The sequence below is a fragment of the Clostridium sp. genome (assembly GCF_051656525.1).
GTDB lineage: Bacteria > Bacillota > Clostridia > Clostridiales > Clostridiaceae > Clostridium.
Genome location: NZ_JBOGCC010000326.1, coordinates 1 through 20,064, shown reverse-complemented (window position 1 = coordinate 20,064; position 20,064 = coordinate 1). Strand labels below are relative to the sequence as shown.

Sequence of the window (20,064 nt, the reverse complement as noted above, 5' to 3'; positions counted from 1 at the left end):
TATATATAGAATACATATATTATAATTTCTTTCATTTAATTTCATTACCTTCTCTGCTTCTATATATGGAGTTATACTCACTAGACCTGTTCTTGCTAATTCACAAATATTTTCTCCATTATATTCTTTTGGCAATACTATAAATATACTTTTTATTATTTTAAAGTGAGTCGAATGAACACTTGGACATACTCCATCAGTTGCATATAGTATTTTCCCATCTACTTGGACCTTAATCACTAATTTGTATCCTGATAAATTTTGCCCTTCATTTGATTTACCTACTTCCGTTTCTATAATTTCTGTATCTATTATAGTTACTTCTGATATTATTCGTAATATTTTATTAATATCAGGCTTTTGCACAGGCACTGAAATTATTTTACTCATTAAATCTTCTTTAAAATACTTCATTTTTTCTGGCATTTTATTATTAATGACTTTCATCTTTTTATTTCCACATTCCATAATTATCCTCCTATAAATTTATTTTTTCTCTACTATCACAAGTAAGGTAGTATTTGTATAAATACACCTTAAATCCGTTTGCTCTGCAAGAACATCTTCAATTAATATACTTGGATAAATTCTAGATCTAGTATTTATATCACTATCTAAAACCACATAAGCACAAAAAGGATAACAATTATGAACTGTATGAACCGATTGTGTTTCTTCATTTGCTGTATATTGAAATTTAAGATTTATTTTTCCGCATACTAAAACTTTATTTCCTGTCAATCTTTGCCCTTCTAAAGACTCACCGATAGGCGTTTTTACTATATCATAATCAATAATTGTACTATCTATCCATACTTTATCAATTTGTTCTATATCTGGTTTTTGGCTTGGTATACAAAAAATATTTTCTAAATTGATTTGCTTAAACATTGATTTACTTTTAGTTGGACAAATATCTATTTTTGAATATTCTATTAATTCTCTCTTTATCCTCATTTTTATCCACCTTTCAACAATTTATATTACATTTTATTCAATCTGAATATATTTGCTACCCATTTGCAAAATTATCTATTTATTTTAATTTTAATAAAAAAAAGTTATAAATAAATTTGTAAAAAACAAATCTATTTATAACTTTATACGTTCACTTTATTTTATATATTTTTTTATATAATTATTTATACGAATTATATCTTCTTTTGATAGTTCTTCTATTTTTTTTAATAATTTTTTCTTTTCAATTGAATCCTCTTCTATGCTATTATTCAATTCATCATTTTTTTTATTATCTTTTTTTTCTATAAGTATAATATTTTCTTCTACCCCTTTTGCAATTTTCAATATCCTACTTTTAATTTCTTTTGTTTCTACAAATAATTTATTCTTTCTAAGCCATCTTTCAACTATTTTTTCTGATGGAATGTGAAGTTCTTCCTTACATATTTCATCTGCTAGTTCATTAAAGAAATCTCCTGTATGACTATCAACCTTTACAAAAGTTACTTCTATTCCTTTTTCAAACAAACTATTCATTTTATTATAGTAAGTAGTAGAGGATTCATCTTTTCTATCCCAACTTCCTGTTGCATGATGGAAAATCCCTTCATAATCATGGAATAAAACTACTCTTTTCATTCCCTTATTTAAAGCATACTCAATTCCCTTAACAGCACCATCAAGCTCTCCCGCAATCTGTCTTATATTCGATACGCTATCTCTTGCACCACTTTCCATATACTTAACAATGCCATCTTCAATAACTACTACACCATAAGCATATCTTTTTGTGCTTATATTATAGCTTCCATCTACATATATATGTGCACAATCTATTGGATACTCATCTCTTCCTTTTTTTAATAAAGTATTAGTATCACTTAAATATACATTTGCTTCTTCATAACTTGGAAAGCTTTTATACTTAGCACCCTTAACTCCTTTTACATAAGAAAGACATTCTGCCCATGTACCTACAATTTTATTTTTTACTAAAACACCATTTTTACTATCAAAACCCTCTTTAATTGCATAAACCTTTTTAGCCATACTCTTCTCTCCTCAGACTAATATTTTATAAAGTTTTTAATTCTTCTACTACATCTACTATCTTTTCTAAATTTTTAGCTCCTGTAAAGTTACTTACATATTCTAATCCATTTCTTAATACAAATATAAGTTCATTTTTTCCAGACCAATTTTCCACAAGTACGTCTAATGGAACGTCTTTTGCTATTCTATTTAATGCAAAGAATAATACTGCTAAATCATCTATTTTTCCTATGAATGGTATCTTACTTGGAATTAAATCACTTGGGAATAATAAATATGCAACACTTCCTGATATAGTTAACTTTGTTTTTGTAGGAACTCTATCATCTTTTAATAATCTACCTATTAAAGCTATTAAATCTGGTAATACAAAAATATAATCTGAATATCCTCTAGCTTTTTCAGGTAATTTATTATCTAGTTTTTCTTTTGCTACTACTCTTCCTTTTTTATAGTAATCATTTGTTTTCTCTTCTATATCTAAAGCTTCAAGTTCCTCTTTTGTCATATGGCTTCCTAAGAATCCTTGTTCTTCAGTTTCTTCTTCCTTATTTTCTGATACCTCTTCTCCTTCTTCCTCTTCTTCATTCTTGCCAATTAATCCTAAATTTAAATCTATATCTCCAACATTTGCACAAACAGTTTCACCATGTATATATAAATCTAAAACATTAAGTTTTACTATTTTTATTTTTGATAATATTTTATCTACATCTATAACTAATTTGTCTTTACTTCCTTCAATACCTAAATCTCCAATAAATTTTAATGCTATTTTTACACCAAGGCTTCTAAAAATTCTAAATAAACCTAGCTTGTACACTTTAAATGAAGAGAATCTACAATGAACTTTTCCATCTACAACAGATAAATCAGAAACCGTTCCTTTAAAGTTAATCTTTACTCCTTTTTTAAAACTACCTTCTATATTTACTCCATTACCTATTGTTACACTTTTTAAATCCAATCCTTCAACTTTTACAAAATCATTTATTATGCTTAATATATCACTACCTGTTAAATTAACAGAAACATTTGATATTTTCATTTTAATCCCTCCATTTTACTAGTTTCCTTTCTATTTTACCTTGTTACCTATAAGATGTAAAATAAAAAGCCACAAAACATTCCTGCTTTCTGGCTTTTATAATTATATATTAAGTCCAAGTGACCTTTTTTATTATAATCATCTTTTACTTTTTTTATTAGAATACTGGTATAACATTCCCCTCATATTTATTATTTATAAAGTCTTTTACTTTTTCTGACGTTAATGCCTCTGTTAAATCTTTTATTTTTTGAGTATCTTTATTCTCTTTTTTAACTGCGATTACATTTCCATAAGGCTTTGATGCCTCCGAATCTTTATTCTCTTTTATTAATGCATCTTTATTCACTTTAAACCCTGCATCAATTGCATAATTACCGTTTATTATAGCTAAATCAACATCTTCTAATGCTTTTGGAATAGCTGCTGCTTCAAGCTCACTAAACTTTAAATTCTTTGGATTTTCAGTTACATCCTTTGGTGTAATAAGCTCTCCTTCTTTAACTTTAATTATTCCATTTTCAGCTAAAAGATTTAATGCTCTTGCTTCATTTGATGGATCATTTGGAATTGCAATTGTTGCCCCATCTTTTAATTCTCTAATATCCTTTATAGTTTTTGAATACGCTCCAAGTGGTTCTAAATGTACTTGTGCAGTATAATCTAAATTTAACCCTCTAGTTTCATTTTGATCATTTAAATATGGTATATGTTGAAAAAAGTTAGCATCTAAACTTCCTTCTGATAAAGCCGTATTCGGTGTTACATAGTCAGTAAATTCTTTTATTACAACTTTATATCCTTTAGCTTCTAAATCTGGTTTTATTTCTTCTACAATCTCTTTATGTGGTACTGGTGATACTCCAATTATTATAGTTTTATCATCACTCTTGCTTTCAGCTGCGCCCCCACAACCTACTAAAGCAAATGTTAATACTCCTACTAATATTATTCCTAATAAATTCTTCTTTTTCATTATTAAAATCCCCCTTTTTATTTTGATATTTTTTTATATATATAATTCCCCAAGCTTTGAATAACTTGTACCATTATTATTAAAATTATTATTGTAATTAGTAATGTTTCTGTATCATTTCTATGGTACCCATATCTTATAGCTACATCTCCAAGTCCACCTGCTCCTATAGCTCCAGCCATTGCTGAATATCCAATTACACTTATAATTGTTAAAGTAAGTCCTGACACTATTGATGGAATTGCTTCCTTTAATAGAACTTTAAATATTATTTGAGTATCTGTTGCTCCAAAAGATCTTGCAGCTTCAATTACACCTTTATCAACTTCTCTTAAAGCATTTTCTATAATACGTGAGACAAATGGTGCAGTTCCTATTGTAAGAGGTATTATTGCTGCCTCTACTCCAATTGATGTTCCTATTATTAATCTTGATAATGGAAATAATGCCACCATTAATATAATAAAAGGAAAACTTCTAAATATATTAATTATAAAATCTAGTGTTCCATAAACTGCCTTATTTGGTCTTAACCCATCTTTTGCTGTTACTGTTAATATTATTGCTGGAATAAATCCTAAGATTCCTGCAAATGTTGTTGATAATATTACCATTATAAGCGTGTCCTTTATTGCATTTACTATTTCTGCATTCATCTTATATTACCTCCAACTTTACATTTTTCTTTTCTAAGTACTGAACTATCTTTTCTTTATCTTTTTCATAAACATTTATTACTAAACTTCCTAAAACATCTTCCCTAAACTTTTCAAGTTTTCCAAAAACAATTGAAAAATCTACATCAAGTTCTCTTGCAAGCTTTGTTATTATTGCGTTTTCTGAGAAATCACTTGGGAAGAATATTCTTATATTTATTCCCTCACTTGGAAGAACTCCTTCTTCATCTTCTTCTCCTAAAAACTTTTTAAGATGACTTTCTGGTTTTAAAAATAACTCCTTAGCTTGTCCCTGTGCTTTTACATATCCTCCATCTAAAAGTGTTACCCTTTCACATACTTCTTTAACCACTTCCATTTGATGTGTAACTATTATAATTGTTATCTTTAATCTTTTATTTATTTCTAATAAAAGCTCTAATATATCTTTTGTTGTCTTAGGATCTAATGCTGATGTTGCTTCATCACAAAGAAGTATTTTAGGCTCTAATGCAAGTGCTCTTGCTATTGCAACTCTTTGTTTTTGTCCTCCTGATAACTCCTTTGGCTTTGCATCTTTCTTTTCTTCAAGTCCTACAAGCTTTAAAAGTTCCATTACTCTTTCTTTTCTTTTATTTTTATCATATTTCCATACCTCTAAAGGTAAATCTACATTTTTATAAACAGATTTTCTTTCTAAAAGATTAAAGTTTTGAAATATCATTCCTAAATCTTTTCTAAGCTCTCTAATCCCCTTATTATTTAAATCTTTTATTTCTTTTCCCATAACTCTAACCGAACCACTATTATAACCTTCTAGCCCATTTATGCATCTTAAAAGTGTACTTTTTCCTGCTCCACTGTGTCCTATGATTCCATATATTTCACCCTCATTTATCTCTAAAGAAACATCTTTTAAAACATTATTATCTCCAAATCTTTTTTCTACATTTATTATTTTAATCATTTTTTCACACTCCTTTTATAATCTATTTATTTCTAAACTTCCTTTAAATTTAACGCTAAAAAGCGCTAGAGAAAAAATCTCTAGCGCAAAATACCCTATTAACTCCTTTCTCATCTTCCAACACATTTTGTTGCAGGATTTAGCACCACGTAAAATAAATAGAGTTATTCTATAAACAATACAGGTTGCTGGGTTTCACAGGGCCAGTCCCTCCACCACTCTTGATAAGTTATTATTCAGTTTTCCATTTCTTGTATTAAATATATTCCATCATTAACATTTTGTCAATATTTTTTTAATTTTTTTCATATTTTTCATAAGGTGATTTTTTTAATGCTTTTCTAAATAATTGTGGATATCTTTCACTTAATATTTTCATATACATTATCCAGTTTATTGCAAGCCTTCTATATAATCTATTAATATCTTCCTCTAAATGCCTTAACTCATCTTCCTTAATATTTTCTATATCATCTAAATCCTTTATTTCATCTCTTAGATGTATAACATCAAATAATATTTCAGATAATTCTCCTCCATTTTGAATGACCTGAGTAAATAAAATATCTAAAATAAATACTTCACTCTCTTTAATTATCTGAGCTATCTTTTTAAAATTAACCTTTTCTCCTACAATATCATAATCATACTCTTCAAATACATTTTCTAGATTATCATAATTTTCTTCAGTCCACTCATTATTAATTTTAGCTTTTCTAATTAAACAATTTACACATAAATCTGCTGAAACAAATTCACATAATAATTCATTTCCAAATTCCTCATAAAAGATTCCAAGTAAAGTATTTAATCTATTTTCTGTTTTCTTTTTTTCACGCCTTGTCAAAACATAATTCAATAATAAGCCTGTAAAAAACATAGTTATTATTGTTCCAATTAAATTTTCTAATATTGAATTAATTAAATTTATAAAACTTCTATCTATCACATAATATACAATTAATAGTAATATGCAACTTCCACCTAAGACTATCCATTGTTTTAAGCTTACTTTCTCATCCATTTTGCACACCTCTTTTACTATTAATATATTAACTTTCAATCAAATTTGCCCCACTTTCATATTTTTAAATTATTTGTTAATTTTATTAATAAATTGTATAATATTTTTATGATAAATATAGTGAGGTGATTCTATGCATTTAGAAAAAATCAAATTAGCCCATGAAAATATAAAAGATACAATTATTAAAACTCCTCTTTTGTATAGCAACGTTTTTTCTAAAACTTCTAACAATAATGTCTATATAAAATGTGAAAATCTACAATTAACTGGTGCTTATAAACTTCGTGGAGCACTTAATAAAATAAAATCCTTATCTAATGATGAAAAAAAGAAAGGTGTAGTTTGCTCATCTGCTGGAAACCATGCACAAGGAGTAGCTTATGCTTCAGATCTTATAAATATCAAATCTACAATTGTTATGCCAAAAACAACTCCTTATTTAAAAGTTCAATCAACAAGAGATCTTGGTGGAAATGTCATTTTAAGTGGGACTTGCTATGACGATGCATATAAAACTGCAAAAAAAATTGAACTTGAAGAAGAAATGACCTTTATACATCCTTTTAATGATATTGATGTTATTTATGGTCAAGGAACTATCTGCTTAGAACTTTTTGAAGATTTAAAAGATATTGATATAGTTCTTTGCCCTATTGGTGGTGGTGGACTTATTAGTGGGATATCACTTGCTGCTAAAGAACTTAACCCTAATATTAAAATTATAGGTGTACAAGCTTCTGGAGCAAATGCTATGAAACAAAGTTTTTATAAAAAAAAACTTGTTAATCTAGAAGGTGTAAATACAATAGCCGATGGTATTGCTGTTAAATCACCTGGCGATTTAACGTATTCTTTAATAAAAGATTATGTTGATGAAATCATTGAAGTCTCTGACTCTGAAATAGTTGATGCATTTTTAGTTTTAAGTGAAAAACATAAACTAGTTGCTGAAGCATCAGGTGCAGCATCATTAGCTGCAATAAATAAACTTGACGTTATAGGGAAAAATATTGTTTCAATTATTAGTGGTGGAAATATAGATATGCTTACTATTACATCATTGATAAATAGCGGTCTTGTAAAAAGAAATAGATTATTTTGCTTTACCTTAGAACTTCCGAATACCCCTGGTCAGCTAACAAAAATATCCAAAATCCTAAGTGACCTTCATGCAAATGTAGTAAAGCTTGAGCATAATCAATTCAAAGCTGCAAACAAACTAAAAAATGTTCAGCTAGAAGTTACAATAGAAACAAATGGATTTGAACACATAGATAGAATAAAAACATGTCTTATGGACAACGGATATATGATAACACAAATGTATTAATTTAATTTAGCGTTTAAAATTAAAAATGTAGAATTATAGTTAGTAGTTAATAGTTAGAAAACCGAATTGGCAAAGCCAATTCGGTTTTTCTTTATTATCCAAAATTCGCTCAAGCGAATTTTTTTCTTAATTTTTAATTTCTAATTTCTCATTCCTTTTTCTAATCTTATATACTTCAAATTTTTCTTCAAAACTTCTTCTATCAAATGGATTTTTAAGCATTGCTTTTGCAAAAAGTTGTGGATATTCTACTTTTAAATGTTTCATATATATTACCCATCCATTTACCATAAGCTTATATGATATATTAATTTTTCTTGCTATATGTTCTTTATCACAGAATCCACATTCACATTCCATTTTAAAGTATCTATCTTGTAATTCATCTCTTAAATAAAATAATGAAGTTGCAAGATCTGAGAACTCTTCATGTTCCATAAGTGTTGGATTTGTTATTATTGAAATAATAAAATCTTTATTATCATTTAATATTTTTGATATTTTTTCTATATTTATTTTCTTTGAATTAACATCAAACTTATATTCACTTAAAACTTCTTCAAGATGTTTAAATTCAACTTTTCCCCAATTTTTATCAATATGTACAACCTCTTCTACTATCCCTATATTATCGTCACATTTTATAAATTCTTCTAAAAGTTCAGTTCCAAATTCTGAAAAAAACACGCCTTTTATAGTTATAAGTTTTTCAAGTCTATGTACTCTCTCTCTTTTATCAAGAAGCTTCTCTATAACAAAAGCTGTAAAAAATACATCCATTGGTATAAACGCTATGTCTGCAACAAGAAAAATTAAAGTATGATGTAAATCATTAAATATTTTATAATGTAGAAAGTGTAAAAATAACGATAACCCTATTAATACTATTCCAATTATAATAATTTCTTTAGTATGTTTTTTTAATTTCTTCATTTTGCCTCCCTTTTATGTATATTTCCCTTTAATTATATACTCTATCTTTATTAAAAAACACTTTCTTTCATTATAGTTTACTTATTGTTTTTATATTTACACCATCTTTTAATTATTATTTTATTTTTCCTTCTTGTTTTTCTTTTTTCTACTAACTAATAAAAGTATTCCTCCTATCACTCCTAGTCCTAAAATGATTAATCCCATATCTATATATCTTTTATTATTTTGATCTTCTTTTATATTTTTGACTTTAACTAATTTTAATTTATTATTTTTTACTTTTCCCTCTAATTTTATCTCTTTTTCATTTTTTCCTTTTGCTATAACTTTTACCTTCTCCCCATTTTTTAAATCCTGATTAGTTACTAACTTACCACTATTAGTTATACTTCCCTCTTCTTTTTTATTGTTAACTATATACTCTACTTTTTGATTTTCTAAATTCTCTCCATCATATTGTATATCTATCCCTTTACTATCCACACTAGTTCCTTGTATAGTTTCATTTTCTGATGTATTTGCTTTAGTTACTTTATTCTTATTTACTATTCCTGTTTCATCTGATTTTTTTATATTTGAATTTATTATATTACCTGTATCTTTACTCTCTTCTTTTTCTTTACTCTTCTTATTTTCTTCTTTATTTTTATTTATATCAGAAGGCTTCACTTCCTGTTCCACTTCAATCTTCCTTGAAACTTCAAGTACTTTTCCATAAGCATCTTCTACTTTATATTTCAAAATATATTCTCCACTCTTCTTTGTATCAACACTTCCTGATATTAATTGTATTTTGGGATTAGCATCTATTGCAGGATCTACTATTGTTATATTTCCCATAGGATTAAACTTACTATTAAATGGTATCTTTTCATTTTTAATACCATGTACAATAATAAAGTAATTATTATCTACTGTTATGGTTCTTTCTATCTCAAGTTTCTTTCCACTTCTATCCTTAATTTCATACTTTAATATATAAACTCCAGGCTTATAAGTATTAACTTTTCCACTTATTAGTTTTATAGTTGGATTTGACTCTTCTGCTGGATCTTCAACCTTTAATCCTTCCATATCATTAAATTTACTTCCAAAACTAATATGTTCATTTGTAAATCCAATAAGCTTTATTTTATATACATCATTTACTTCTACTGCTCTATTTTCTGTAACTTCTTTTCCATATGCATCTTTTGCAATATAAGTTAGTGTATAGCTTCCTGGCTTTAATGTATTTACAGTTCCTATTACCTTAATTTTAATATTTGCATCTTCTGCTGGGTCTGTTACTGTAACTCCTTTTAAATCATTAAACTTATCTCCAAAGTTTATAATACTTTTATTAAGTCCATTTATTTCTATTTTATAATTATTATTTACCTCTATTACTCTTGTTGCAGTTCCTTCTTTTCCCCTATAACTAACTGTGTATGTAAGAGTATACTTACCTGGTTTTTTTGTATTTACATTACCTTCAACTTTTATATATTTATTTAGGACACCCTCTACACTAATTCCCTCCATAGGATTAAAGCTTTGTCCAAATGATATAGTTTCATTTTTTGCTCCCTGTATTTTATAAGACATATCTATTACATTCATTTGCCCTTTACTAAAAGTAACCTTTTCTCCATTTTTCATATAACTATTTGGTAATGGTATTAATCCATCTTTTGTTATTTCATATTGTGATTCATTAGGTGCAACTATAGTAAATCCTTTAGCATTTGTATAATGCACTTTTCCATTTGCTTCTTTTCCTGGTGTATAATATACCGTAATAATATCTCCAAGTTTATAATTTGTATTTGCAAGTTCTGCTTCTACTGTATTAGAACCATTATCTCCACCATCTTGCTCTCCATTAAAACTTGTTGCCTTTAGTAGTTTTCCATCTTTTGAATACATATTGATTACTAAAGCTCTATTTAAATTTTCTCCAAGCCAATAGGCTCCTCCTAAAGTATTAATTTTTCCATCTTTAAAAATTAGATTTGCTGTGTTTGCTGAAGTCCATGAGCTTATCGTAATCTCTCCTAAGTTTTTAGTTTGATTTAAAACCAATCCATTTTTTGGCATTATATCAATCATCATCTGTGCTTCTTGTTTTTGTGTCGTATTATTAGTTAATGCATTCTTTATCTCACTAACAAACTCATTATATTGATATGTACTACCTCTTTGAAGAATCATCTGCTTTATTTGTAAAAGTGTATCAAACATTGGCATTGGATAATTTTTAAATGTAGTTATAATTTCATTTGCTAATTTCATATAATCATCTGCTGTATATGTGCTTACAGAATTCATTAAATTTATCTTTTCAAGCCACGCACCTAAATTATATGGATCAATTTTTATTGCTTCATTTATAGAATTCATTTTTTCTTCCATTGGTACATTTAGCTTTGCTAACATAGCATATTCATTTGATTCATTTAAATTCATAGTAATCGCTTTATTATAAAGAATATCATAGCTTGCAACATATTTACTATCTGCTATTTTATCTGACCAATTACTTATATCTCCACCAACAGTTTTTCCCCATCCATATATATCATTTCCAAGTTGCCACTTATTTTCTTTTCCCATATAGTAAATAAACACAACATGTCCTGGTTGATATAAAAATTTAGATGGAACACCAAAAACATTAGGTCCTACTGCTCCCATCTGTGCTGTAGCACCACAAACTCCTCCATCATACCAAACATTAGCTATAGTTGGATGCTTTGGATAAAATCCTGGAGCAAATACATTTATTCCATTGTGAGGATTTGTATAATCATAATCCATTGTATATGCAATATTATTTAATCCTTTTACAGTATCATTTATTAACCCATTGTGATTTTGTAAAATAATTCTTCTTGCCATCATTATTTGATTGTTTGGAAGAGGTGTTCCTACAACCATTTCTAAAAGTCGTACATTTAAAGTTCTAAAAACAGGTAACATTCCATTTTCTGCATTTAAAGTTTCAAAAATATTGTATCTCTCTACAGGACTTCCTACTGGACCATAATTAGGCCATGCACTTGGTGTTGTATTTGTATTAGCTAAAGCTGTTGCTATAGCTATTTGCAAATTAAATCCTCCCCTTGAATTTCCATAAGTTGTCCATATATCCTTCCAAATTCCTAAAGCTTTTATTGGCTCGCCCGTTTGATATCCTTCTAAGAAATACTCCATAGCTTGTTTATTATTTAATACCCAAGTTAAAAACTGCTTATTTGTATTATTTTCATTTATAAACTGAATTAAATTTTGTTCTCCTATTTCATTTATAAATGAGATTGTAATTAAATCATTATTATCATTTGAATTTTCTATAATATTTTTCACTGACTCTTTATTTGAAGATAAATTATTATTTATTTTATTAACTAAATTTTTTAGATTCTCTTCATTATTTATTTTTATCTTATAATTATTTGATTCTATTTGAGGTTTATTCCCATAACTTATATTTTCAAGTCCCCTCTTAGTTATTCTAAAATATTCCTTTGTCCCACTTATATTACTAATTGCATTTATATTACTTAAAACTACTGGTATTGATACCTTATTATTGTATTGAAGACTTATTTCATCTCCATATGCAAAACTCTTATCTTTGAGGAAATTCGTTAAACTCTCTACACTTCCATTATTAAATGATTTTTCCCAAATCTCTTTTCCATCATTATCATAATATCCTAAAGTAAAATACTCTTCTTTTCCATCTCCAAAGGAATTTTGATAATTATTAACTATAAATTTTTCTGTATATGGATTAAATCCTATACTAGATATTAACTTTGAAACCTCAAAATTATCCTTATAAAAATTAATAAAACTATTTCCAATACTAATATTTTTTTGCAAAACTGGCTTAATTATAGTTGGCATATAATCTTTTGATGTTACTTCAATTTCAGTATTTGCATTAAATCCATTTAAATCTTCCACTTCTACTTTAAAATTTCCATTATCATCTGATATACCTGTAAAGACTTTTCCTTCAACTATTACATTTACTTTATCATCTTTTGAAACCTTACCTGTTATAAATCCATTTTTAACTTCTTTATTTGAAAGAATATCAAATTTATTAACAGTTATAAATTTATTAGTTATATTTATAAGACCCTTGTTTGTAATTCTAAAGTATTCACTTGAACCAGTACTATTTCCAATACTAGTTTTTCCATTCATAACTTTAGCTTCTACATAATTAGGATTATAAGAAATTTTTATAATTCCATCCTTCTGATATTGTTTATTATCAAAGGCATTAATAAAGCCATCTATTTCTCCTGGCTTATTACCTGTATAACACTCTACTACTTTACCACTATTTTTATCAATAAGACTTATAGTTAAATGATTTCCATAAAATAAACCTGCATATGTTTTTGTTAAAAATACTTTTGCAACTTCTAATTTTTCATTTACTGGATTAAATCCTATATTAAAAATATTAAAACCATCATTATTATAAATTTCTATTTTATTATTTCCAACATTAATAACCTTTGTATCATACTGTACAAGTTCATTTACCATATTAGTATTATTTAAATATACAGATACTTCTCCACCAATACTTGTATCCTTCATTGGAATTTCATAATTAAAATCTCCATTTTGAGATGCTTTTATTTCTTTTTCTATATTTCCATATCTAATAATTAATGTGCTATTAGGTAAAGTTGTCCCACTAACAGTTACAGTACTATTTCCTTTATATAAAATTGGATTCACCTTTAAATTTTTATTATCCATTTTTACTAATCCATTTGGTGTAATTTCAAAATTAGTAAATTTATTAACACTTGTAAAATCACTAATCCCAGATGGATTTCCAAGCTTCATCTTCCCAATTGTTAAATTTGCTTGTGCACTTTCTATTACGCTTAAAACATCTCCATATTTAAATTTAGCCCCATTTAAACTTCCCTTGCTTGCTACTTTAATAAAATTAGACCCACTTGTTGTTCCTATTATTTTTCCATTTTCATTATTTAATAATTGAGCTACGAATTCGCCTCCATTACAATTAATAGCCATATTCCCTATATTAAAACCAACCTTTTGCCAGTAAACTTCAGGATATTCTGCTGTAGAAATTCCTACAAAAGATTTACTCAATCCAACATCCGCTACTGTTGGGTTAATTATTTTTGTTATATTTCCTAAAGCTGATACATAAATATTAGTTTCCTTAGTAAATCCATCAGTATCTTCAATCTTTATAGCAAAATCTCCATTTTCATCAGATTTTCCTGTGAAAATTTCATTATTGATCTTAATATTTACTTCTGTGTTCCCCTCAGTTGTTTTACCTTTTAATATTCCTGATGTTGGTGCTTCATTAGAACACCCTAATACATTAAATGGCTCTACTGACACTGGATTTATTCCTACTTCTTCTAATCCATTTTTATTTATTTTAAATATCATATCTTTATTTATCTTTAAGCTTTTATTATCTATATTTGCTTGTATATGTGCTGATTGTATATATTGTATTCTTATGTACTCCCCATATTGGAATGTTTTTTCATTTAATAATTTATTTAATCCTTCTTCTGGATATTCAGAACCATAAGCTTTATAATAATTTAATAAATCACCTGATTTATTATATAAGTAAACACCAAAAGCTTCTGCTTTAGAGCTTAAATATGGATTAACTTCTGACCATCCATTAATAAATTCAAATTTCTGCTCTTTTAAATTTATTTTTAATGTTCCTAAATCTTGATTCCACACATTATTAAATATAACCTCATTTTTAGGTGTATTATCTAAATTAGTAGCCTTCTCTAAATTAGTGTGTATTTGGAGAATTGTCTTCTCTTTTACATTTCTACCCTTTTCTTTTAAATTATTTTGATTATACTCACTATTAATTGTATCTCCATAAGCTGAAATATTTGATACAACTAAAGGATAAATTGTAGCTATACCTATTGCAGTTGCTTTTACTATCTTTTTCTTTCTCATATGTTCTCCTTCATTTGAAATATTCTTCTATATAGATAATACTTTTTTTTAATATTTTTTCAATTTTTTTTCCCAATCTCACTTTACTTAATTTGATTTTTAACTATTTTTATACTATTATTTTATTTATTTGTTAATAATCAAATAGTTTTTTTACTATTTACACCATTACATTTTTTTCATTATCATTTTATCAATATATTTTTATCAACAGTTTTAATCTATTTATTACATAATTATTACGTTAATTAGTACTTTCAAAAATAATTATGATAATTAATATCAATATCTTAAAAAACACTTCTCAACATATTAATTTTTAATCAATTTTGTCTTTTTCCTTGTCAAACTTATTTTATTTTGAATTATTATACTATTTTGTTTTATTATGTAACTATATTGTTTTAAAGAGATGTGTTCTTTTTGGAAAAGATTTTTACGTTAAAATCATAAAATTATTAAAGTAAGACTACTTATATCTTTTTCATTCATTTTTCTAATTTTATTTCCATTTCTTCCTCCTGCAAATTAGAACCTATTTAGTATATTTATATAACATTGCTTTAAATGCAGTAAAATTTTTTTCTAATTTTTAATAAGCTATCGCTTTAATATATTTAAAACGATAGCTATTTTAATTATTTATTTTTTACTTTTTCTTTTTATCTTCTACACCTAATAAATTTAGAAGATTTATTGCACTTTGATTGCTCCTGTTGGACATTTCTTTGTACATAGTTTACATCCAACACATTTATCATACACAACTCTAGCTAATGAGTCTTTTATTTCTATTGCATCTTTTGGACAGACCTTTTGACATAATGTACACCCTATGCATCCAACTTTGCAATTATTTCTTACATCTTTCCCTTTATCTTTTGAATTACAAGAAACTCTTACTTTTTTCTTTAACTCTACACTTTCTATTAATCCTTTAGGACATATTTTTTTGCATGCTCCACAGTTTGTACATTTTTCTTCATTTACTTTTGCTATTCCGTTCACTATCTCTAATGCATCAAATTCACAAACTCTCACACAACTTCCAAGCCCTAAACATCCATAAGTGCAACTTTTACTTCCCTTAGTACTTAAATTATGTGCTTCATTACAATCCTTTATTCCATCATAAATAAAATTTTCTTTTGCACTTTCACAAGTTCCATTACATTTTACAAATACAATTTTCTTTTCTCCTATTTCTTCTTTTATTCCTAATATATTTGAAATCTCTTTTAAAGTTTTTTCTCCACCTACTGTACAAAGATTACCTCTTACATTTTCTAAAACTAATGCATTTGCATAAGCCTCACATCCTGGATATCCACATCCACCACAGTTTGCTCCTGGCAGTACTTCTCTAAGTTTTGGTATTTTAGGATCTACTTTAACAGTAAACTTCTTTGACGCAAAGCCTAGTAATATTCCAAAGATTAATCCTAAAGCTCCTAGGCTAAGTCCTGCATATAAAATATTCATAAAGTCTTCCCCCTAATGTATTAATCCTTGAAATCCTAAGAAAGCAATTGACATTAATCCTGCTGTGAATAATGTTATTGGAAGTCCTCTTAAAACTTCTGGTATATTTTCATTATTATCTATTCTTTCTCTAATAAATGATAGTAAAACTATTGATAACATAAACCCAGCTGCTGCTCCAAGTCCATTTACTAAAGACTCTATAAACGTATATCCTTCTTGTATATTTAAAACTGTCATTCCAAGTACTGCACAGTTTGTTGTTATTAATGGCAGATATATTCCAAGCGCTTTATGAAGTCCTGGACTTATCTTTTTCATTGCCATTTCAACAAATTGAACAAGTGCTGCTATAACTAAAACATTTGCAATTGTTTTTAAATATTCCAAACCTAGTGGCTCGAGTATTTCATCATATACTAAAAATGACATTACTGATGCAAGTACCATTACAAAAGTTACAGCAAGCCCCATTCCTATAGCTGCATCTTTTTTCTTAGATACTCCTAGGAACGAACATATTCCTAAAAACTTTGACAATACAAAGTTATTTACAAGCATTGCACTTATGAATATAAGTAATAATTCCATATCCTCTTCCCCCTATTTCCTAGTACTACATGCAGATTCACAATTACTGCAACCACCACCACATTTATTCTCTAATGGCTTTTTCTTAGACTTTAAATTTATCCAATTTAAAAGAGTCATTAAAAGTCCAACTGTAAAAAATGCTCCTGGTGCTAATATCATTATTGATGCTGGATTGTAACTTTCAGGCATTATATTAATTCCTAAAATACTTCCACTTCCTAAAAGTTCTCTAAATGAACCTATTAGGAATAATGCTATTGTAAAACCAAGTCCCATTCCTATTCCATCAAAAATAGATGGTAATACCTTATTTTTTGATGCATAACTTTCTGCTCTTCCAAGTATTACACAGTTAACTACTATTAATGGGATAAATATTCCAAGTGATTTGTAAAGTGATGGTACATATCCTTGCATTAACATTTCAAGCATTGTAACAAAGGATGCTATTATCACAATATATGAAGGTATTCTTATTTTATCTGGTACAATTTTTCTAATTGCTGAAATTATCATATTAGAAAATATTAATACTACAGTTGATGCAATTCCCATTCCTATAGCATTTTCTGCACTTGTTGTAACTGCTAATGTTGGACACATTGCTAATACTTGAACAAATATTGGGTTCTCTGTAATAATTCCATTTTTTAATCTTTCTATCAAAGTATTCATTTTTACCAATCCCCCTCACTTGCTCCAGTAGTTGCATCTACTGGTTCTGATTTCTCTTCACCTTTTATATTTTCTTTATAGAAATTAATAACTTCATTAACAGCAGTTCCTACTGCCTTAGATGAAACTGTTGCACCTGAAATTCCATCAACTTCATTTTCTTTTATAGGTGCAGTTTTTACTATTTCTATTAAATCTTTTGTCTTTTTATCATTAAACTTTTCTCTAAAGCTATCTTCTTCAATTCTTGCTCCAAGACCTGGTGTTTCATTATGGGTAGAGATTTTTATTCCTGAAAGTACATCTCCCTTTATTCCTACAAATAAGTCTACTGGACCATGAAATCCTTTTGTATTTACTTTAAATACATATCCTATTTCTTCTTCACCTTTTTTAGCTTTATAAACTTCCTTCACAGAATCATCTTCTGATAACTCAAAATCAGTATCTTCTATTCCATTAGCTTCAGCCATTATAACTTTTAAATCTTCTTTATTTATTTTTGAATTTTCAAGTATTGCATCTTTTGTTAAACTATTTACCATTCCTAAAAGAAGTCCTGCAATAGTTGTTATTCCCAAAAGTATTCCACCAAGCTTTAAATTTTCTTTCATTATTTAACACCCTCCAATCTATAAGTTTTAGTTGTTAAATATTCAATACATGGACTTCCTAAATTCATTATAATAATTGCATAATATGGACCTTCTGGATTATATACTATAATTGCTATAGCTCCTGCTAAAATCCCTGCTAATGCTCCAAATATAACTTGTCCCCATTTAGTCATTGGTGTAGTTGCATAATCAGTTGCTAAAAATACTGCTACAAAATAAAATGCTCCTGGAAGTAACATTGGCTTTTCAAAATACATACAAAATCCTGTTGCCATAATTATAAATGCAAGAGGTGCTCTTAAATTTATTCTTCCTCTTAATAAAAGATAAATTCCACCAATAGCAATTGCAAGTATTGAAACCTCTCCTATATTTCCTGAAGGTTGTCCTATAAACTTATCCATAAGAGTTATAGTTTCTACGACTTCTGAAGCTCCTGCATTTGCATCTACTACTGGTTTCGCCATAATTGCTGCCCAAGATGCTATTAAAAATGCCTTTGTAGCTGATGCTGGTTCCATAAAGTTTTGACCATATCCACCAAAAAACTGTTTTACTACTATACTTCCAAAAATACTACCTACAACAATAATCCATATTGGTAAATATGTTGGTAGAATAAGTGCTAGTATAAGTCCATTTAAAATTGGACTAAAATTATCCAAAAAGCTTTTCTTTTTTACAAACTTATTCCACAGCCCTTCTGCTAAAACGCTTGAAAGCACAGCTACTACTATTACTTTTACAGCATCTACACCATAAAAATATATTCCTGCAAAAACTGCTGGCATTAACCCAATTATAAAATCTAAAATTATTTTATTTACACTATTTCCTTTTCTTACGTAAGGTGCTGGTGATATTTTAAATAACCCTTTTTCCAAAAACCCTCACTCCTTAAACTCTTTATTTAAATATACTTTTTCCTGTTTTAATCTTATGACTAATTTCTATATTGGATGGACAAACATAAGTACACAACCCACATTCAGTACATCTATTTCCTCCAAATTTAAAAAATTCATCTTTATCTGATTTTTTGTAAATGTCTACAAGTTTAATTGGATTTAGTCCTTCCTTGCAAACTCTTAAGCATTTTGCACATCTTATACAAGGACTTTCTACTCCCCTTTTTGCTTCGTCCTTTGTAAGGAATACTAATTCCTTTTCATCACCTGAAATTTTCTCATCTAAAGAACTTTTCTGTATTCCATAAAACACACTACCTTGAATTACTTTATTTAAGATTTCCTTATCTCCTTCAAGCTCTTCAAAGATTTCTAAAATAGTCATTCCTTTTGAAACTTTAACTATTCCATTTCTTTTAACCGCTTTACCACTAACTTTTAAAGATACTTTCTCTTCATTTTGCACTCCTACCTCTATTATTTCTTCTTCTGTATCTGACTTTTTCTTTAAAATGTTATCTTTAAATATTTTAAGCATTCTTTTCCCCCTATTTTGATTAACATTTCGTTCACACTTTTTAATTATAATTCATATATATGCTTTTTTTCAATCTTTTATTTTATCTAAAAAAAGTCTTTGTATTTTACCCCTACAAAGACTTTACTTACTCTCTTTTTAATTTTTTAATATTAACTGAATTATTTTATAATAATGAAGTTCTCTCACTTAACTCTTCATTATTTAAAATATCATAGGTACTCCGACATTCAACACATCCATTTAAATGATTACTAATATAATTCATCACATCTTTATCACAAATTCCCTGCAAATACATTG

General features: G+C 27.4%; 16 protein-coding genes, 1 pseudogene and 1 riboswitch. Of the genes and pseudogenes, 1 reads left to right on the top strand and 16 read right to left on the bottom strand.

The genetic code is table 11. The features are described 5' to 3' along the window. The 8 genes and pseudogenes from ACRDDY_RS16370 to ACRDDY_RS16335 all read right to left on the bottom strand — a co-directional run. Positions 1-468 (bottom strand): annotated as a pseudogene (locus ACRDDY_RS16370) (hypothetical protein); the annotation flags it as partial. 18 nt (positions 469-486) lie between these two features. After that, positions 487-957, bottom strand: a complete 471-nt coding sequence (locus ACRDDY_RS16365) for a hypothetical protein (protein WP_438566007.1) — start codon at positions 955-957, stop codon at positions 487-489. Positions 958-1,113: 156 nt separating this feature from the next. Further along, entirely contained in the window at positions 1,114-2,010 is an 897-nt protein-coding gene (locus ACRDDY_RS16360; protein ID WP_438566006.1) for a ribonuclease H1 domain-containing protein, read from the bottom strand. Between the two features lie 25 nt (positions 2,011-2,035). Beyond that, positions 2,036-3,061, bottom strand: a complete 1,026-nt coding sequence (locus ACRDDY_RS16355) for a YkvA family protein (protein WP_438566005.1) — start codon at positions 3,059-3,061, stop codon at positions 2,036-2,038. Positions 3,062-3,218: 157 nt separating this feature from the next. Continuing rightward, entirely contained in the window at positions 3,219-4,037 is an 819-nt protein-coding gene (locus tag ACRDDY_RS16350) for a MetQ/NlpA family ABC transporter substrate-binding protein (protein ID WP_438566004.1), read from the bottom strand. Between the two features lie 17 nt (positions 4,038-4,054). Further along, positions 4,055-4,693, bottom strand: coding sequence for a methionine ABC transporter permease (locus tag ACRDDY_RS16345; protein ID WP_438566003.1), 639 nt, complete (start codon positions 4,691-4,693; stop codon positions 4,055-4,057). A 1-nt stretch (position 4,694) separates the two neighbouring features. Further along, entirely contained in the window at positions 4,695-5,660 is a 966-nt protein-coding gene (locus ACRDDY_RS16340; protein ID WP_438566002.1) for a methionine ABC transporter ATP-binding protein, read from the bottom strand. Between the two features lie 107 nt (positions 5,661-5,767). Beyond that, positions 5,768-5,891, bottom strand: a riboswitch (SAM riboswitch). A gap of 64 nt (positions 5,892-5,955) precedes the next feature. After that, positions 5,956-6,684, bottom strand: a complete 729-nt coding sequence (locus ACRDDY_RS16335) for a hypothetical protein (protein WP_438566001.1) — start codon at positions 6,682-6,684, stop codon at positions 5,956-5,958. 133 nt (positions 6,685-6,817) lie between these two features. Between ACRDDY_RS16335 and ilvA the strand changes: the two genes are divergently transcribed. Beyond that, positions 6,818-8,017, top strand: coding sequence for a threonine ammonia-lyase (gene ilvA / locus ACRDDY_RS16330; RefSeq protein ID WP_438566000.1), 1,200 nt, complete (start codon positions 6,818-6,820; stop codon positions 8,015-8,017). 126 nt (positions 8,018-8,143) lie between these two features. Here the strand turns inward: ilvA and ACRDDY_RS16325 are convergent, their stop codons facing one another. The 8 genes from ACRDDY_RS16325 to ACRDDY_RS16290 all read right to left on the bottom strand — a co-directional run bounded on the left by ACRDDY_RS16325 (position 8,144) and on the right by ACRDDY_RS16290 (position 19,761). Continuing rightward, entirely contained in the window at positions 8,144-8,950 is an 807-nt protein-coding gene (locus ACRDDY_RS16325; RefSeq protein WP_438565999.1) for a hypothetical protein, read from the bottom strand. 120 nt (positions 8,951-9,070) lie between these two features. Then, positions 9,071-14,947 (bottom strand): immunoglobulin-like domain-containing protein, encoded by a 5,877-nt coding sequence (locus ACRDDY_RS16320; protein WP_438565998.1) that lies wholly within the window; start codon positions 14,945-14,947, stop codon positions 9,071-9,073. 693 nt (positions 14,948-15,640) lie between these two features. Continuing rightward, complete coding sequence (locus ACRDDY_RS16315) at positions 15,641-16,429, bottom strand: RnfABCDGE type electron transport complex subunit B (RefSeq protein WP_438565997.1); 789 nt, start codon at positions 16,427-16,429, stop codon at positions 15,641-15,643. Between the two features lie 12 nt (positions 16,430-16,441). Beyond that, positions 16,442-17,020 (bottom strand): electron transport complex subunit RsxA, encoded by a 579-nt coding sequence (gene rsxA / locus ACRDDY_RS16310; protein ID WP_438565996.1) that lies wholly within the window; start codon positions 17,018-17,020, stop codon positions 16,442-16,444. 12 nt (positions 17,021-17,032) lie between these two features. Further along, positions 17,033-17,698: an RnfABCDGE type electron transport complex subunit E gene (locus ACRDDY_RS16305; RefSeq protein WP_438565995.1), complete on the bottom strand. Its 666-nt coding sequence runs from the start codon at positions 17,696-17,698 to the stop codon at positions 17,033-17,035. Between the two features lie 2 nt (positions 17,699-17,700). Further along, positions 17,701-18,312 carry an RnfABCDGE type electron transport complex subunit G gene (locus tag ACRDDY_RS16300; protein ID WP_438565994.1) on the bottom strand — a complete coding sequence of 204 codons (612 nt, stop codon included), beginning with the start codon at positions 18,310-18,312 and terminating at the stop codon, positions 17,701-17,703. Beyond that, positions 18,312-19,199 (bottom strand): RnfABCDGE type electron transport complex subunit D, encoded by an 888-nt coding sequence (locus tag ACRDDY_RS16295; RefSeq protein ID WP_438565993.1) that lies wholly within the window; start codon positions 19,197-19,199, stop codon positions 18,312-18,314. The genes ACRDDY_RS16300 and ACRDDY_RS16295 overlap by 1 nt, the downstream gene beginning before the upstream one ends. A gap of 22 nt (positions 19,200-19,221) precedes the next feature. Continuing rightward, on the bottom strand, positions 19,222-19,761 hold the full coding sequence (locus tag ACRDDY_RS16290; protein ID WP_438565992.1) for a 4Fe-4S dicluster domain-containing protein: 540 nt from the start codon (positions 19,759-19,761) through the stop codon (positions 19,222-19,224). Positions 19,762-20,064: the final 303 nt, after the last annotated feature.

Excerpts from the sequence above, each read along its gene's own strand:
- ACRDDY_RS16345 (WP_438566003.1), bottom strand. The coding sequence starts at position 4,693 with ATGAATGCAGAAATAGTAAATGCAATAAAGGACACGCTTATAATGGTA.
- ilvA (WP_438566000.1), top strand. The coding sequence starts at position 6,818 with ATGCATTTAGAAAAAATCAAATTAGCCCATGAAAATATAAAAGATACA.
- ACRDDY_RS16360 (WP_438566006.1), bottom strand. The coding sequence starts at position 2,010 with ATGGCTAAAAAGGTTTATGCAATTAAAGAGGGTTTTGATAGTAAAAAT.
- ACRDDY_RS16325 (WP_438565999.1), bottom strand. The coding sequence starts at position 8,950 with ATGAAGAAATTAAAAAAACATACTAAAGAAATTATTATAATTGGAATA.
- ACRDDY_RS16335 (WP_438566001.1), bottom strand. The coding sequence starts at position 6,684 with ATGGATGAGAAAGTAAGCTTAAAACAATGGATAGTCTTAGGTGGAAGT.
- rsxA (WP_438565996.1), bottom strand. The coding sequence starts at position 17,020 with ATGGAATTATTACTTATATTCATAAGTGCAATGCTTGTAAATAACTTT.
- ACRDDY_RS16290 (WP_438565992.1), bottom strand. The coding sequence starts at position 19,761 with ATGCTTAAAATATTTAAAGATAACATTTTAAAGAAAAAGTCAGATACA.
- ACRDDY_RS16340 (WP_438566002.1), bottom strand. The coding sequence starts at position 5,660 with ATGATTAAAATAATAAATGTAGAAAAAAGATTTGGAGATAATAATGTT.
- ACRDDY_RS16315 (WP_438565997.1), bottom strand. The coding sequence starts at position 16,429 with ATGAATATTTTATATGCAGGACTTAGCCTAGGAGCTTTAGGATTAATC.
- ACRDDY_RS16350 (WP_438566004.1), bottom strand. The coding sequence starts at position 4,037 with ATGAAAAAGAAGAATTTATTAGGAATAATATTAGTAGGAGTATTAACA.
- ACRDDY_RS16300 (WP_438565994.1), bottom strand. The coding sequence starts at position 18,312 with ATGAAAGAAAATTTAAAGCTTGGTGGAATACTTTTGGGAATAACAACT.
- ACRDDY_RS16365 (WP_438566007.1), bottom strand. The coding sequence starts at position 957 with ATGAGGATAAAGAGAGAATTAATAGAATATTCAAAAATAGATATTTGT.
- ACRDDY_RS16320 (WP_438565998.1), bottom strand. The coding sequence starts at position 14,947 with ATGAGAAAGAAAAAGATAGTAAAAGCAACTGCAATAGGTATAGCTACA.
- ACRDDY_RS16305 (WP_438565995.1), bottom strand. The coding sequence starts at position 17,698 with ATGAATACTTTGATAGAAAGATTAAAAAATGGAATTATTACAGAGAAC.
- ACRDDY_RS16355 (WP_438566005.1), bottom strand. The coding sequence starts at position 3,061 with ATGAAAATATCAAATGTTTCTGTTAATTTAACAGGTAGTGATATATTA.